Origin of the sequence: Streptomyces sp. WAC05292, assembly GCF_003949955.1 — a bacterium.
In the GTDB taxonomy this organism is placed as follows: Bacteria; Actinomycetota; Actinomycetes; order Streptomycetales; family Streptomycetaceae; genus Streptomyces; species Streptomyces globosus.
Window position 1 is genome coordinate 1 of record NZ_RPSE01000138.1, and the last position, 14,287, is coordinate 14,287.

General features: G+C 74.2%; 10 protein-coding genes and 1 riboswitch. Of the genes, 4 read left to right on the plus strand and 6 right to left on the minus strand.

Features of this window, described 5'->3' with window-relative positions; genetic code table 11:
- Positions 1-390: 390 nt before the first annotated feature.
- Positions 391-672: an HPr family phosphocarrier protein gene (locus tag EF903_RS16725; protein ID WP_048477591.1), complete on the plus strand. Its 282-nt coding sequence runs from the start codon at positions 391-393 to the stop codon at positions 670-672.
- Positions 673-932: 260 nt separating this feature from the next.
- On the opposite strand, the gene EF903_RS16730 is transcribed toward EF903_RS16725, so the two are convergent.
- The 4 genes from EF903_RS16730 to EF903_RS16745 form a co-directional block, all read right to left on the minus strand.
- Positions 933-1,598: a GntR family transcriptional regulator gene (locus tag EF903_RS16730; RefSeq protein ID WP_125544033.1), complete on the minus strand. Its 666-nt coding sequence runs from the start codon at positions 1,596-1,598 to the stop codon at positions 933-935.
- Positions 1,599-1,813: 215 nt separating this feature from the next.
- Positions 1,814-2,608: a M23 family metallopeptidase gene (locus EF903_RS16735; protein ID WP_125544034.1), complete on the minus strand. Its 795-nt coding sequence runs from the start codon at positions 2,606-2,608 to the stop codon at positions 1,814-1,816.
- A 12-nt stretch (positions 2,609-2,620) separates the two neighbouring features.
- Positions 2,621-2,778, minus strand: a riboswitch (cyclic di-AMP (ydaO/yuaA leader).
- 189 nt (positions 2,779-2,967) lie between these two features.
- On the minus strand, positions 2,968-4,335 hold the full coding sequence (locus EF903_RS16740; RefSeq protein WP_125544039.1) for a pitrilysin family protein: 1,368 nt from the start codon (positions 4,333-4,335) through the stop codon (positions 2,968-2,970).
- Positions 4,336-4,355: 20 nt separating this feature from the next.
- Positions 4,356-5,702 carry a pitrilysin family protein gene (locus EF903_RS16745; RefSeq protein WP_185902692.1) on the minus strand — a complete coding sequence of 449 codons (1,347 nt, stop codon included), beginning with the start codon at positions 5,700-5,702 and terminating at the stop codon, positions 4,356-4,358.
- Positions 5,703-5,939: 237 nt separating this feature from the next.
- On the opposite strand from EF903_RS16745, the gene EF903_RS16750 reads away from it, so the two are divergent.
- Both EF903_RS16750 and EF903_RS16755 read left to right on the plus strand, forming a co-directional pair.
- On the plus strand, positions 5,940-8,396 hold the full coding sequence (locus EF903_RS16750; RefSeq protein ID WP_125544036.1) for a DNA topoisomerase (ATP-hydrolyzing) subunit A: 2,457 nt from the start codon (positions 5,940-5,942) through the stop codon (positions 8,394-8,396).
- A 114-nt stretch (positions 8,397-8,510) separates the two neighbouring features.
- Positions 8,511-10,619, plus strand: coding sequence for a restriction endonuclease (locus EF903_RS16755; RefSeq protein ID WP_185902693.1), 2,109 nt, complete (start codon positions 8,511-8,513; stop codon positions 10,617-10,619).
- A 12-nt stretch (positions 10,620-10,631) separates the two neighbouring features.
- Here EF903_RS16755 and EF903_RS16760 read toward each other — a convergent pair whose 3' ends face one another.
- Both EF903_RS16760 and EF903_RS16765 read right to left on the minus strand, forming a co-directional pair.
- Positions 10,632-11,798 (minus strand): GTP-binding protein, encoded by a 1,167-nt coding sequence (locus tag EF903_RS16760; protein WP_185902694.1) that lies wholly within the window; start codon positions 11,796-11,798, stop codon positions 10,632-10,634.
- Positions 11,799-11,812: 14 nt separating this feature from the next.
- Positions 11,813-12,964 carry a citrate synthase gene (locus EF903_RS16765; protein WP_125544037.1) on the minus strand — a complete coding sequence of 384 codons (1,152 nt, stop codon included), beginning with the start codon at positions 12,962-12,964 and terminating at the stop codon, positions 11,813-11,815.
- A 70-nt stretch (positions 12,965-13,034) separates the two neighbouring features.
- Between EF903_RS16765 and EF903_RS16770 the strand changes: the two genes are divergently transcribed.
- Positions 13,035-14,287, plus strand: a 1,253-nt coding sequence (locus tag EF903_RS16770; RefSeq protein ID WP_125544038.1) for a citrate synthase, incomplete at its 3' end; no start/stop codon positions are given.

The window sequence follows — 14,287 nt, forward strand, 5'->3', positions numbered from 1 at the left end:
GGGGGGGGGGGGGGGGGGGGGGGGGGGGGGGGGGGGGGGGGGGGGGGGGGGGGGGGGGGGGGGGGGGGGGGGGGGGGGGGGGGGGGGGGGGGGGGGGGGCGGGGGGGGGGGGGGGGGGGGGGGGGGGGGGGGGGGGGGGGGGGGGGGGGGGGGGGGGGGGGGGGGGCGGCGGGGGGGAGGGGGAGGGGGGCGGGCGGGAGGGCGAGGGGAGGGGGGCCGGGTAGGGGGGGGGGGGGGGGGCTCCTGCGCGGTGCGGTCCGCCGGAGAGGTGCGAAATGGGGCAATACCGGGTAGATCGGACGGAAGAGACCGGGGCCGGCGGCGGTCCGGGCACGGGAAACCTCGTGAGATAGTGGTCTAGACAACCGTCAGAACCTGAAGGGCATCACCATGGCAGAGCGCCGCGTCAACGTCGGCTGGGCCGAGGGCCTGCACGCTCGTCCCGCCTCGATCTTCGTCCGGGCGACGACCGCTTCGGGCGTCCCGGTGACCATCGCGAAGGCGGACGGGAACCCCGTCAACGCCGCCTCCATGCTCGCGGTGCTGGGCCTGGGCGCCCAGGGCGGCGAGGAGATCGTCCTCGCGTCGGACGCCGAGGGCGCGGAGGCGGCGCTGGACCGCCTCGCGAAGCTGGTCGCCGAGGGCCTCGAGGAGCTTCCGGAGACCGTCTGACCCTTCGGGTTCCACCCCGGTTCGCGCGAAGCCGCGGCCGCCGATGCTCGGGCGCCGCGGCTTCGTCGTTCGCGGATACGCACACGCGCGTACCGGAATCGGGGTACGGGAGGCGGGATACGGGAATGCGCGCGGAAAAACGCTTCGCCGAATGCACGGAAATGCGCAGGGAGCCCGATCTCCGACCTAAAAGCGGCACGGAAAACGCGCGGCCCGTCGGAGGTCCCGGCTTTCTTACCGGTATTTCTACGGCGCCGCCGTTAAAAGGAGCGGCTCGCCGTGTTTACGGCAGGTTGCGAAGTCCTCACGCGCAGCCGGTAGGCGCCCGCGGTGTGTTCGGCGTGGCCGGCGGTCAGCGCCCGCGCCCGCTCCGCGTCGCCCCGGGCCACCGCGTCCGTGATGGCACCGTGCTCCGCCCAGCACTCCACGGGCCGCTCCGGCGCCTGCACGGCGTACATCCAGGCGACCTTGTGGCGCATCTGCGTGAGGAGGGCGATCAGCCCGGGGCTGGCGGAGGCCTGGGCGAGGGTCTCGTGGAACCAGCTCCCCAGCGCCCGCAGGTCCTCGCCCTGCCCGCCCCTGGCCCTTTCCTGGCCGAGCCTGACCAGGCCGCGCAGCACCTTCAGGTGGCCCTCGGTGCGCCGCCGCGCGGCCCTGGCGGCCGCGAGCGGCTCCAACAGCATCCGCATCTCCAGGAGGTCGGCGGCCTCCTGCTCGGTCGGCTCGGCGACGCAGGCGCCCGCGTGCCGCCGGCTGGTCACGAAGCCCTCCGACTCCAGGGTCCGCAGCGCCTCGCGGACCGGGACGCGCGAGACGCCGTACCGGCGGGCCAGCTGCTCCTCGGTGAGCCTGGCGCCCGGTTCGAACGCCCCGGAGACGATGTCGTCGCGGATCGCAGTGCACACCGCGTGCGCGGGAATACGCAAGACCGGACCTCCGCCCTGTTTTTTTCCGATTGCCGGCACCGATGCCGCGGCCGCGCGGATCGTACGGAAACTCTATGGCAATTCCCGCCGTTTTCCGAGGGCGGCAGGAAATCGGCGGTATTTCGGCCGGTGTGCGGCGGCCGGAAATCGGCGGGCGGCAGCGCGAAGGCCCCGGCTCGGTGAGCCGGGGCCTTCGCGGAAGGCTGCTGCGCGGGTCAGAGGCTGACGCCGTGGCTGCGCAGGTAGGCGATCGGGTCGATGTCGGAGCCGTACTTGGCGCCGGTGCGGGCCTCGAAGTGCAGGTGCGGGCCGCTGGAGTTGCCGGTGGAGCCGGAGAGGCCGATCTGCTGGCCCGGGGTGACCTGCTGGCCGACCGAGACGCTCAGCGAGTTGAGGTGGCCGTACTGGGTGTAGGTGCCGTCGGCGTGCCGGATCACGACGTTGTTGCCGTAGGCGCCGCCCCAGCCGGCCTCGACGACGGTGCCGACGCCGACGGCGCGGACGACGGAGCCCTCGTCGGCGTGGAAGTCGATGCCGGTGTGGCTGCCGGAGGACCACATGCCGCCGCCGGCGCGGTACTGGGTGCTGACGTAGGAGCCGGCGAGCGGGGAGACGAAGGTGTTGAGGCGCTTGCGCTCCTCCTCGCGGGCGGCGCGCTCGGCGGCCTCGCGCTCGGCCTTGGCCTTGGCCTCGGCCTTCTGCTTGGCCTCGGCGGCGCGCGCCTTCGCGTCGGCCTCGGCCTGCGCCCTCAGGGCGGCGGCCTCGGCGGCGGCCCGCTGGGCGTCGGCCTGGGCCTCGATCTGGCCGGCGACGTCCTCGGCGGTGACGACCGCGTTCAGACCGGTGTCCTCCATGGAGGGGCCCTTGTCCGACGCGGCGAAGGCCGGGGCGGCGAGGGTGCCCACCACGCCGGTGGTGGCGAGGGCGGCGACGCCGGCGTATCCGGCGGTCTTGCGGCTCAGACGGCTGGAACCACGGTGCTTGCCGGCGGCACGGCTGCCAAAGGCCATGGAGAGGCTGATCCTTTCCTTCCCTCTCGCCTACCGGGTTAGCTGACGGGTTCGGAGCAGGAAGGTCTCCTACGGGCACCTCTTGCGAGGCGGCCCGATTCACCCCAAGGGACGTGTGGGTCCCCGGCTCCCCTGGCTCGCGCCGTACGGGGACTCGGCGATCGCTGCCCGGTGCCGCGGGTGCGGCGCGTATCAACTGACGGACAGCACGGCCGACGCTAGGCGGATCATCAGTCAATCACCAAATGGTCACGGCCTTTTGTTGCGCACGCCACACCGCATACGGGCAACCTCCGCAGCAAATCCGGACACAAAGGGCCCCGGCGGACAAGCCGCCGGGGCCCTCGGGGAGTTGCCCGTCAGTTGCCGACGACGGTCACCTCTCCGATGCCCAACGCGCGCACCGGGCCCTCGATCTGCGCGGCGTCACCGACGAGCACGGTCACCAGCCGGTCCACCGGGAAGGCCTGCACCACGGCCGTGGTGGCCTCGACGGTGCCCGTCTCCGCCAGCCGGGCGTACAGCTGCGCCTGGTAGTCGTCGGGGAGCTCCTGCTCGACCTGGTCGGCGAGGGTGCCGGCGACGGCCGCGGCCGTCTCGAACTTCAGCGGGGCCACGCCCACCAGGTTCTGCACCGCGACGTCCCGCTCGGCATCCGTCAGACCGCCCTCGGCCAGCGTCCGCAGCACCTTCCAGAGGTCCTCCAGCGCCGCACCGGTGTTGGGGGTGTCCACCGACCCGCTGATGGCGAGCATCGAGGCGCCCCGGCCGTCGGCGGTGGAGCGCAGCACCTGGCCGAAGGCGCGCACGCCGTACGTGTACCCCTTCTCCTCGCGCAGCACCTTGTCCAGGCGCGAGGTGAGGGTGCCGCCCAGGCAGTACGTGCCGAGCACCTGCGCGGCCCACACCCGGTCGTGCCGGTCGGGGCCGGTGCGGCCGATCAGCAGCTGGGTCTGGACGGCGCCGGGCCGGTCGACGATGACGACGCGGCCGGTGTCGTCGGACTCGACCGGGGGCACGGGGCGGGCCTGGCCCGCGTCGCCCGTCCAGGCGCCCAGGGTGTCGGCCAGGAGGGCGTCCAGGTCGATGCCGGCCAGGTCGCCGACGATCACCGCGGTGGCCGTCGCGGGGCGCACGTGCGCCTCGTAGAAGGCGCGGACGGCGGCGGAGTCGATCCGGGCGACGGTCTCCTCGGTGCCCTGGCGCGGGCGGGACATGCGCAGGGAGGCCGGGAAGAGCTGCCGGTAGAGCTCCTTGGCGGCGCGGCGCTGCGGGTTGGCCAGCTCGTGCGGGATCTCGTCCAGGCGGTTGCGGACGAGGCGGTCGACCTCGCTGTCGGCGAAGGCCGGCGCGCGCAGCGCCTCGGCGAGCAGGCCGAGGGCCTTGGCCAGCCGGGAGGCCGGCACCTCCAGGGAGACGCGCAGGCCGGGGTGGTCGGCGTGCGCGTCGAGGGTGGCTCCGCAGCGCTCCAGCTCGGCGGCGAACTCCTCGGCGGAGTGCTTGTCGGTGCCCTCGGACAGGGCGCGCGCCATGATGGTGGCGACGCCGTCCAGCCCCTCCGGCTCGGCGTCCAGCGGTGCGGCGAGGTTCACCTCGACCGCGATGACCTGCTGGCCGGGCCGGTGGCAGCGCAGCACGGTCAGGCCGTTGGGGAGGGCGCTCCGCTCGGGGGCGGGGAACGCCCACGGCTTGGGCTGCCCGGCAGCGGGCCGCGGGTGGAAGGTCATCGTGACGGCTGCGGTGTCGCTCACTGCTCCGCCCCCTCGTTCTCGTTCTCGTTCGCGTCGGAGTCGTCGGCGGCGAGGGGCTCGTAGACGAGCACCGCGCGGTTGTCGGGGCGCAGCCGGGCCGCGGCGACGGCCTGCACCTCCTCGGCGGTGACGTCGAGGACGCGCTGCACGGCGGTCAGTGCCAGCTGCGGGTCGCCGAAGAGGACCGCGAAGCGGCACAGTTCGTCCGCCCGGCCGGCGACGGTGCCCAGCCGGTCCAGCCACTCGCGCTCCAGCTGGGCCTGGGCGCGCTCCATCTCCTCGGCCGTGGGGCCCTCGGCGGCGAACCGGGCGAGCTCCTCGTCCACGGCTGCCTCGATGGCGGGCACCTCGACGCCGCTGGAGGTCTTCACGTCCAGCCAGCCCATCGAGGGGGCGCCGGCGAGGCGGAGCATGCCGAAGCTGGCCGCGACGGCCGTCTGGTCGCGGCGGACGAGGCGGTTGTGCAGGCGGGAGGACTCGCCTCCGCCGAGGACGGTCAGCGCCACGTCGGCGGCGTCGCAGTCGCGGGTGCCGTCGTGGGGCAGCCGGTAGGCGGCCATCAGGGCGCGGGCCGGGACGTCCTCGGTGATCTCCTCGCGGAGCTGGCCGCCCATGGTGTCGGGCAGCGTGCCGTCGCGCGGGGGCTGCTTGCCGTCGTGGGCGGGGATGGTGCCGAAGTACTTCTCGATCCAGGCGAGCGTCTGATCCGGGTCGATGTCGCCGACGACCGACAGCACCGCGTTGTTGGGCGCGTAGTAGGTGCGGAAGAACGCGCGCGCGTCCTCCAGCGAGGCCGCGTCCAGGTCGGCCATCGAGCCGATCGGCGTGTGGTGGTAGGGGTGGGGCTCGGGGTAGGCCATGGCGGTCAGCCGCTCGAAGGCGGTGCCGTACGGGACGTTGTCGTAGCGCTGGCGGCGCTCGTTCTTGACGACGTCGCGCTGGTTCTCCATGGACTCCTCGTCCAGGGCGGCCAGCAGCGAGCCCATCCGGTCGGCTTCGAGCCACAGCGCCAGCTCCAGCTGGTGGGCCGGCATGGTCTCGAAGTAGTTGGTGCGCTCGAAGCTCGTCGTGCCGTTGAGGGAGCCGCCGGCGCCCTGGACGAGCTCGAAGTGGCCGTTCCCCGGTACGCTCGCGGAGCCCTGGAACATCAGGTGCTCGAAGAGGTGAGCCAGGCCGGTGCGTCCCTTGACTTCGTGGCGCGAGCCGACGTCGTACCACAGGCAGACCGCCGCGACCGGGGTCAGGTGGTCCTCGGAGAGCACCACGCGCAGGCCGTTGGCCAGCCGGTGCTCGGTCGCTGTCAGGCCGCCGGAGCCGGCCTGGGCTGTGGCCGTGTGACCCATGGGCATGTGGTCCCTTCGATCGCGATGCAGAGAATTCCGTCAGACCTGCCACTGTATGCAAGCGCGCCGGGCGCCGGAGAAGTTCCCGGCCGGTACCCGGGTCGGAGTCGGGCCTGTCGGTGCGTCGGGACACAATGGTCCGCGACGACCCCCGTCAGCCCCTTCCACCAGATCCAGCCAGACCGCCCAGCCAGACCCCCAGCACATCCCTTTTCTTGGTTAAGGAGCCGCGCAGCGATGGCCCGCCGCAGCACGAAGACCCCGCCGCCGGAGGACTTCGAGGAGAACATCCTCGACATCGACGTCGTCGACGAAATGCAGGGCTCCTTCCTCGAGTACGCGTACTCGGTGATCTACTCCCGCGCCCTGCCCGACGCCCGCGACGGCATGAAGCCGGTGCACCGGCGCATCGTCTACCAGATGAGCGAGATGGGCCTGCGCCCCGACCGCGGGTACGTGAAGTGCGCCCGCGTCGTCGGCGAGGTCATGGGCAAGCTGCACCCGCACGGCGACGCGTCGATCTACGACGCCCTCGTGCGCATGGCGCAGCCGTTCTCGATGCGCCTCCCCCTGGTCGACGGGCACGGCAACTTCGGCTCGCTGGGCAACGACGACCCGCCGGCCGCCATGCGCTACACCGAGTGCCGCATGGCGGACGCCACGTCACTGATGACGGAGTCGATCGACGAGGACACCGTCGACTTCCAGGCCAACTACGACGGCCAGGAGCGCGAACCGGTCGCCCTCCCCGCCGCCTACCCGAACCTCCTGGTCAACGGCGCGTCCGGGATCGCGGTCGGCATGGCGACGAACATGCCGCCGCACAACCTGGGCGAGGTCATCGCGGCCGCGCGCCACCTGATCCGCTACCCGCAGGCGGACCTGGAGGCGCTGATGCGCTTCGTCCCCGGCCCGGACCTGCCCACGGGCGGCCGGATCGTGGGCCTGTCGGGCATCAAGGACGCGTACGAGAACGGCCGCGGCAGCTTCAAGATCCGCGCGACGGTCTCCGTGGAGAACGTGACGGCCCGCCGCAAGGGCCTGGTCGTCACCGAACTCCCCTTCACGGTCGGCCCGGAGAAGGTCGTCGCGAAGATCAAGGACCTGGTGGGCGCGAAGAAGCTCCAGGGCATCGCCGACGTCAAGGACCTCACCGACCGCTCGCACGGCCTGCGCCTGGTCATCGAGATCAAGAACGGCTTCCACCCGGAGGCCGTCCTGGAGCAGCTCTACAAGCTGACGCCGATGGAGGAGTCCTTCGGCATCAACAACGTCGCCCTGGTCGACGGCCAGCCGCTGACGCTGGGCCTGAAGGAGCTGCTGGAGGTCTACCTCGACCACCGCTTCGACGTGGTGCGCCGGCGCAGCGAGTTCCGCCGCGGCAAGCGGCGCGACCGGCTCCACCTCGTGGAGGGCCTGCTGGTCGCCCTCCTCGACATCGACGAGGTCATCCGGATCATCCGGGACAGCGACAACTCGGCGCAGGCGAAGGAGCGGCTCATGGAGCGCTTCTCGCTGAGCGAGGTCCAGACCCAGTACATCCTCGACACCCCGCTGCGCCGGCTCACCCGCTTCGACCGGATCGAACTGGAGGCCGAGCGCGACCGCCTCACCACCGAGATCGAGGAGCTGACCCGGATCCTCGAATCGGACGCGGAGCTGCGCAAGCTGGTCTCCTCCGAGCTGGCGGCGGTCGCCAAGAAGTTCGGCACCGAGCGCCGCACGGTCCTGCTGGAGTCCGCGGGCACCGCCGTCGCGGCGGTGCCGCTGGAGGTCGCGGACGACCCGTGCCGGGTCCTGCTGTCCTCGACGGGCCTGCTGGCGCGCACGGCGACCGGGGATCCGGTCGTGGCGGAGGAGGGCGCCCCGCGCGCCCGGCACGACCTGATCGTCTCCCAGGTCGCGGCGACGGCCCGCGGCGACGTCGGCGCGGTCACCTCGCACGGCCGGCTGCTGCGGCTGGCGGTGATCGACCTGCCGCAGCTCCCCGACACGCACGCCGCGCCGAACCTGGCCGGCGGGGCGCCGCTGTCGGAGTTCCTCTCCGGGCTCGCCCCGGACGAGCAGGTCGTCTGCCTGACCTCCCTGGACGAGTCCTCCCAGGGGCTCGCGCTCGGCACCGAGCAGGGCGTGGTCAAGCGCGTCGTGCCCGACTACCCGGCGAACAAGGACGAGCTGGAGGTCATCACCCTCAAGGAGGGCGACCGGATCGTCGGCGCGGTCGAGCTGCGCACCGGCGAGGAGGACCTCGTCTTCATCACCGACGACGCCCAGCTGCTGCGCTATCCCGCCTCGCAGGTGCGCCCGCAGGGGCGGCCGGCCGGCGGCATGGCCGGCATCAAGCTCGGCGCCGGAGCCAAGGTGATCCACTTCTCGGCGGTGGACCCGGCGCGGGACGCACTGGTGCTCACCGTGGCCGGCTCCCGCGGCACCCTCGACGACTCGGTGCAGTCCGGGAAGATGACCCCGTTCGACCAGTACCCGCGCAAGGGCCGGGCCACCGGCGGCGTCCGCTGCCAGCGGTTCCTCAAGGGCGAGGAGCTGCTGACCTTCGCCTGGGCGGGCAACGCCCCGGCGAGGGCGGCCGCGGCGAACGGCGCCCCCGCCGCACTGCCGGCCGTCGACCCGCGGCGCGACGGCTCGGGCACCGCCCTGCCGGCCGCGGTCTCCGTGGTGGCGGGCTCCGCACTGTAGGCCGTCCCTTCCGGGGACGGAGGCCGGCATTCGGGTGGTACGGGCCGGGGGACGTACCACCCGATTGCCGACTAGTGTTTTCCCTACGGGCGTTGTGGGGGGAGTTCACAGCTGATGAGTCGTCGGTCGGGCGGATTGATCGGGACCTGGGCCGAGGCCCAGCGGCGGCAGCAGCAGACGCAGCTGGTCCAGCAGCGGGAGGCCGAGCGCCGGCAGCGGGTCTACGAGCGGGAGGCGAACCGCAGCCACCGCCAGTACCGCGAGGCCGAGGCCCTGCGCCGCACCGCCGCCCTCGACGCCGAGGTCGCCGCCCTCAAGGGGCTGCTGGTCGCCGGCTGCCGCGCGCCGGCGTTCCGGATGGCCTCGCTGGTCCGTCCCGAGCAGGTGGCCCCCTTCGATCCCGGCGCGCTGGCCCAGCCCGTACCGCTCCCGCGCCTGGAGGACTTCCGGCGGCAGAGCAGCGGCTGGACCCTCGGCTCGCAGCACCGGGCGCAGGCGGAGCGCGACGCCCACGCCCGGTACACCGAGGCCTGGCAGGCCGCGACCGCCGCGGAGGCCCGGCGGCAGCAGCAGCTCGCCGCGTACCGGCAGCAGTACGACCGGTGGGCGGCCGAGCAGCTCGCCGGGGTCCGCGAGCACAACAGCGGGCTGGCCGAGCTGGCGGACGCCCTGCGCGCGGGCAGCGCCGAGGCCGCGGTCGAGTACTTCTCCGCCGCCCTGTACGCCTCCACGGCCTGGCCCGAGGCGCTGCCCAGGCAGGTGGCCGCCGCCTACGACCCCGCCGCGCGCGAGCTGGTCCTGGACTGGGAGCTGCCCGGTTACACGGTGGTGCCCGAGGCCAGGGCGGTGCAGTACCTGCCCAGCACCGACCAGGACAAGGTCAAGCCGCGTCCGGTGACGGAGCGGCGGGCCCTGTACCGGGACGTGCTGGCGCAGTGCATGCTGCTGGTCCTGCGGGAGCTGTACGCCGCGGACGAGTTCGGCGCCCTGGACTCCGTCACCGTCAACGGCTTCGTCGACTGCCACGACCCCGCGACGGGCCGGGAGGCGCGGTTCGTGCTCGCCACCGTCTCCGCGGCGCGCAGCGCCTTCGCGGGGCTGCGGCTGGAGCAGGTCAGCGCCGTGGACTGCCTGGTGTCGGGGCTCGGCGGGCAGCTGTCGGCGCGCCCCGACCAGCGCACGGCGGTCCGGCCCGGGCGCCGGCCCGACGAGGTCGGCGGCGGCGTCGTCAGCCACGGCGGGGGCGCGGACGACGACGAGCCGGACCTGTTCGCGATGGACCCGATCGACTTCGAGAACCTGGTCGCGGAGCTGTTCCGGGCGATGGGCATGGAGGCGGTGACGACGCAGCGGTCGAACGACGGCGGTGTCGACGTGGAGGCGCTGGACCCGGCCCCGATCCGGGGCGGCCGGATCGTGGTGCAGGTCAAGCGCTACCGCAGGACGGTGCCGCCGACGGCCGTGCGCGATCTGTACGGCACGGTGCAGGACAAGGGGGCGAACAAGGGCGTGCTCGTCACGACTGCCTCCTTCGGGCCGGGTTCGTACACCTTTGCCAACGGCAAGCCGCTGGAGTTGGTTCCCGGGCCGGCCCTGGTGGAGCTGCTGCACCAGCACGGGCTGCGCGGCCGGCTCGGCCCGGCCGACGGTCCGGCGGCGGCCGCACCCGCGGCACCGGCGGCACGCCCCGGGGCGGCCGGGGCGGGGTCCGGGCCCGAGGCGGGGTCCGAAGCCCCGGCGGACCACAACGTCCTGGGGATGTCCTGGTCCGGCCCGGTGGCCCTGGACGTGTGCGCGCTGGTCTGCCAGGGCAGCCGGGTGCTGAGCGAGGACCACTTCGTGTTCTACAACAACCCGCGCACCCCCGACGGTGCGGTGCGGGCCCACCCGCACACGGCGCCGGACAAGGCCGCCCTGGCCGTCTCGTTCGACGGGCTGCCGCAGGCCGCGGACCGGCTGGTCCTCGTCGCCGCGGTCGACCCGGAGGCCGACCCGCACGCCGATCTGACGGGGTTCACCGGCGCCCGCATACGCCTCCTCGCGGCCGGCGGCGCCGAGCTGGGCCGTCTCGACGTCTCGGACGGCCGCCCGGGCGAGACCGCGCTGGTCCTGGGCTCCTTCCGCCGCCGCACCAACGGCGACTGGGACTTCGTGGCGGGCGGGAAGGGCTACGGCGACGGCCTCGCTGCCCTCCTCGCCGACCACGGCGTCGAGGTGGCCTGAGACCCGTACGGCTCACGCCTCCGCGGGAGCGGAGGCGTCCTCGGGGTCGGTGGGCGGGGGGTCTTCGGCGGGGACGTCCGCTTCCGGCCCGGGGCCGGCGGGGCGGGCGACGTAGCGGAGGATGCCCCACATCGCCTCGGGTCCGGCGTTCTGCGGGGCCGGCTCGCGGCAGGCGTCGAGTTCCCGCAGCAGGGCGGCCCCGTCGGTGCCGGACCCGATCAGGACGAGGCGGGACAGCCGGGGCTCGCCCCGCCCCCAGGGTCCGGGTGCGAAGCGCAGGAACCGGCCGACGGCGTGGACCTCGTAGCGCTCCTCGTGCCCGGGGACGCCGAAGTACACGAAGCCCTTGATCCGGTAGAGGCCGGCGGGGCGCCGGTCGAGGAAGTCGATCAGCCGGCGGGGGCTGAGGGCCTGTTCGGAGACGAACTCCGTGCTCTCGTACTGCGTGTGCGCGTGGCCCGTGTGGTCGGTGGGGCCGCTTCCGTCCGCGCGGCCGTCCCGTGCCTCGGCGATCAGGTCCTCGAAGGACAGCTGTCCCCGCGTCTCGGTCCACGGGCGGCGGTCGAAGAGCAGCTCGGGGTCGATGCGCCCGTGGTCGGCGGCGACCAGGGGGATCCCCGGGCACAGTGCGGCCAGTTCGGCCTCGATGCGGGCGCGCTCCGCGGCGTCGACGCGGTCGGTCTTGTTGAGCACCACCAGGTCGGCGGCGGCGAGGTGGCGGTCGGTCTCCGGGTGCCGGGCGCGGGTCGCGTCGAACTCGGCCGCGTCCACGACCTCCACCAGCCCGCCGTAGCGGATGGCCGGGTTCTCGCTGGCGGCGAGCATGCGGATCATCTCCTGCGGCTCGGCCAGGCCGCTCGCCTCGATGACGATCACGTCGATCCGGTGGACGGGATCGGAGAGCTTCTCCAGGTAGGCGTCGAGCTCGCTGCCGTCGACCGCGCAGCACAGGCAGCCGCCGCCGAGGGAGACCATGGAGTCGCCGACCTGGCCGGCCACCGACATCGCGTCGATCTCGATGGAGCCGAAGTCGTTGACCACGACCCCGATGCGGGTGCCGCCGCGGTGGGTGAGGAGGTGGTTGAGCAGCGTCGTCTTGCCGGACCCGAGGAATCCGGCGAGGACGACGACAGGGATCGGAGTGCGGGTGTCGGACCGGTCGGGCTGCCTGCTGTTCACCCCGCCGATCGTACTCAGGCGGGGGCCGGAACCGGCCGGGGCGGCGTCGGCCCGGCGTAGCGCGCCGCCGGACGGATGATTTTCGAATCGGCCGCCTGCTCCAGCACGTTCGCACTCCAGCCGACCACGCGGGCCGCGCAGAACGTCGGCGTGAACATCGCGCGCGGCAGCCCGCACAGCTCCATGACGACGCCCGCGTAGAACTCGACGTTCGTGTGGAGCTCGCGGCCGGGCTTGAGCTCGGCGAGGATCCGCTCGACGTGGCTCTCCACCTGTACGGCGAAGTCGACGAGCGGGCCGCCGAAGCCGAGGGCGATCCCGCGGAGCATGCGCGAGCGCGGGTCCTCGGTGCGGTAGACGGGGTGGCCGAAGCCCATGATCCGGTCGCCCGCGAGGACCCGCTCGCGGATCCACGGCTCGATGCGGTCCGCGGTGCCGATGGCGTCGAGGGTGTCCAGGGCCCGGCTGGGGGCGCCGCCGTGGAGGGGGCCGGAGAGCGCGCCGATCGCCCCGGTGAGGCAGGCGGCGACGTCCGCGCCCGTGGAGGCGATCACCCGGGCGGTGAAGGTGGAGGCGTTGAAGCCGTGGTCCACGGTGGAGACGAGGTACTGCTCGATCGCGCGGGCCGCGGCCGGGTCCGGCTCCTGCCCGGTGAGCATGTACAGGTAGTTCGCGGCGTACGGCAGGTCGTCCCGCGGGGCGACCGGCTCCAGTCCCCGGCCGAGCCGGTACAGCGCCGTGAGCAGGGTCGGTACGGCGGCGCAGGCCGCCAGCGCGTCGGCGGCGCGCCGCTCGGGAGCGAGGTCGTAGAGCGGGCGGAAGCCGGCGGAGGCGCCGAGCAGGGAGAGAGCGGTGCGCAGCCCCGCGAGCGGGCCCGAGGCGGCGGTGGCGCGGGCGAGTGCGGGCAGGGCGCCGGCGACCTCGGCCGACAGTCGGCGCAGGGGGGCGATCTCGGCGGCGAAGGCGGCCCGCCCGGCGGCGTCGGCCGGCAGCTCGCCGCGGAACATCAGGTGCCAGACGTCCTCGAAGCTGCGCCGTTCGGCGAGCTCGACGGCCGAGTACTGGCGGTAGTGGTAGAAGCCCTCGCGGCCGCGGACATCGCCCAGGGCGGTCTCGGTGACCACGACTCCCGCGAGACCGCGGGGCACATCGACGGTGGTGTTCATGCATCGACCATCCATGATGGATTGAATCACTGTCAACGTTGATTGAATCAATATATGTACCCTGTGCGTCATGAGCGAGGCGCAGGGCGAACGGCGGATCACCACCCGCGAGGCGGCACGCCTCCTCGGCGTGAAGCCGGCCACCGTGTACGCGTACGTCAGCCGCGGCCAGCTCACGAGCCGCCGCGACGCGGCGGGCAGGGGCAGCAGCTTCGACGCCGCCGAGGTCGAGGCCCTGGCCCGGCGCAGCCGGCGGGAGGCGGCGCCGCCGGTCGGCGGGGAGACCGTCGTGCGGACCTCGCTGACCCTGATCGAGCCCGAGCGGTACTGGTTCCGCGGCGTGGACGCCACCGAGCTGGCCGCCCGCCACTCCTACGAGGAGGCCGCCGAGTGGCTGTGGACCGGCACCCTCCGCCGGAACGCCCGCTTCACGGCCCCGCCGGAGGCCCTCGCCGCCGCGCGCCGCGCCGTCGCCGCCCTGCCCGAGCACAGCGGGCCCGCAGACAGGCTGCGCGTCGCGACCGCCGCCGCGGCGGTGACCGACCCGCTGCGCTTCGACCTGTCGGAGGAGGCCGTGCTCGGCTCCGCCCGGCGCCTGATCCCCACCCTGGTCGACGCCCTCCCGCCCGCCGCGCCGCGGCCCGCCGGCGCGCCGCAGCCGGCCGGCGCGGCGGCGTCCGCTCCGGAAGGCCCGCTCGCGGCGCGCCTGTGGACCCGCCTGACCGCACGCGAGCCCGACCCCGCGGGCCTGGACGCCCTCGACCTGGCACTCGCCCTGCTGATCGACCACGACCTGGCCGCCTCGACGCTCGCCGTACGGGTCGCCGCCTCCGCGCGCGCCCACCCGTACGCCGCCGTGTCCGCGGGGCTCGGCGTCCTGGAGGGCCCGCTGCACGGGGCCGCCGGGCGGCTCGCCCACCGCACGCTGGCCGAGGTCCTGGAGCGCGGCGGGGCCGCACCCGTCGTCGCCGAGCACCTGCGGGCCGGCCGCCCGGTCCCCGGGCTCGGGCACCGGCTCTACGCGGCCGAGGACCCGCGGGCCACGGCACTCTTCGCGCGGCTGGAGGGCGTCCCCGGAGCCGCTCCGGCACTCGCCGCGGCCCGGGAGCTCGTCGCCACGACGGCGGCCGGGCGCGGCGGACCGCACGCCAACGTGGACCTGGCCCTGGCGGTGCTGACGCTCTCCACCGGAATGCCCGCCGAGGCCGGGGAGACCGTCTTCGCCGTCGCGCGCACCGCGGGCTGGATCGCCCACGCACTGGAGGAGTACCAGGAGCACCCGCTCCGCATGCGCCCCACCGGCCACTACGAGGGCCCCCGCCC

Bases quoted from the DNA above. Each gene is read 5' to 3' on its own strand.
- EF903_RS16725 (WP_048477591.1), top strand. From the start codon at position 391: ATGGCAGAGCGCCGCGTCAACGTCGGCTGGGCCGAGGGCCTGCACGCT.
- EF903_RS16735 (WP_125544034.1), bottom strand. From the start codon at position 2,608: ATGGCCTTTGGCAGCCGTGCCGCCGGCAAGCACCGTGGTTCCAGCCGT.
- EF903_RS16740 (WP_125544039.1), bottom strand. From the start codon at position 4,335: ATGACCTTCCACCCGCGGCCCGCTGCCGGGCAGCCCAAGCCGTGGGCG.
- EF903_RS16745 (WP_185902692.1), bottom strand. From the start codon at position 5,702: ATGGGTCACACGGCCACAGCCCAGGCCGGCTCCGGCGGCCTGACAGCG.
- EF903_RS16750 (WP_125544036.1), top strand. From the start codon at position 5,940: ATGGCCCGCCGCAGCACGAAGACCCCGCCGCCGGAGGACTTCGAGGAG.
- EF903_RS16755 (WP_185902693.1), top strand. From the start codon at position 8,511: ATGAGTCGTCGGTCGGGCGGATTGATCGGGACCTGGGCCGAGGCCCAG.
- EF903_RS16765 (WP_125544037.1), bottom strand. From the start codon at position 12,964: ATGAACACCACCGTCGATGTGCCCCGCGGTCTCGCGGGAGTCGTGGTC.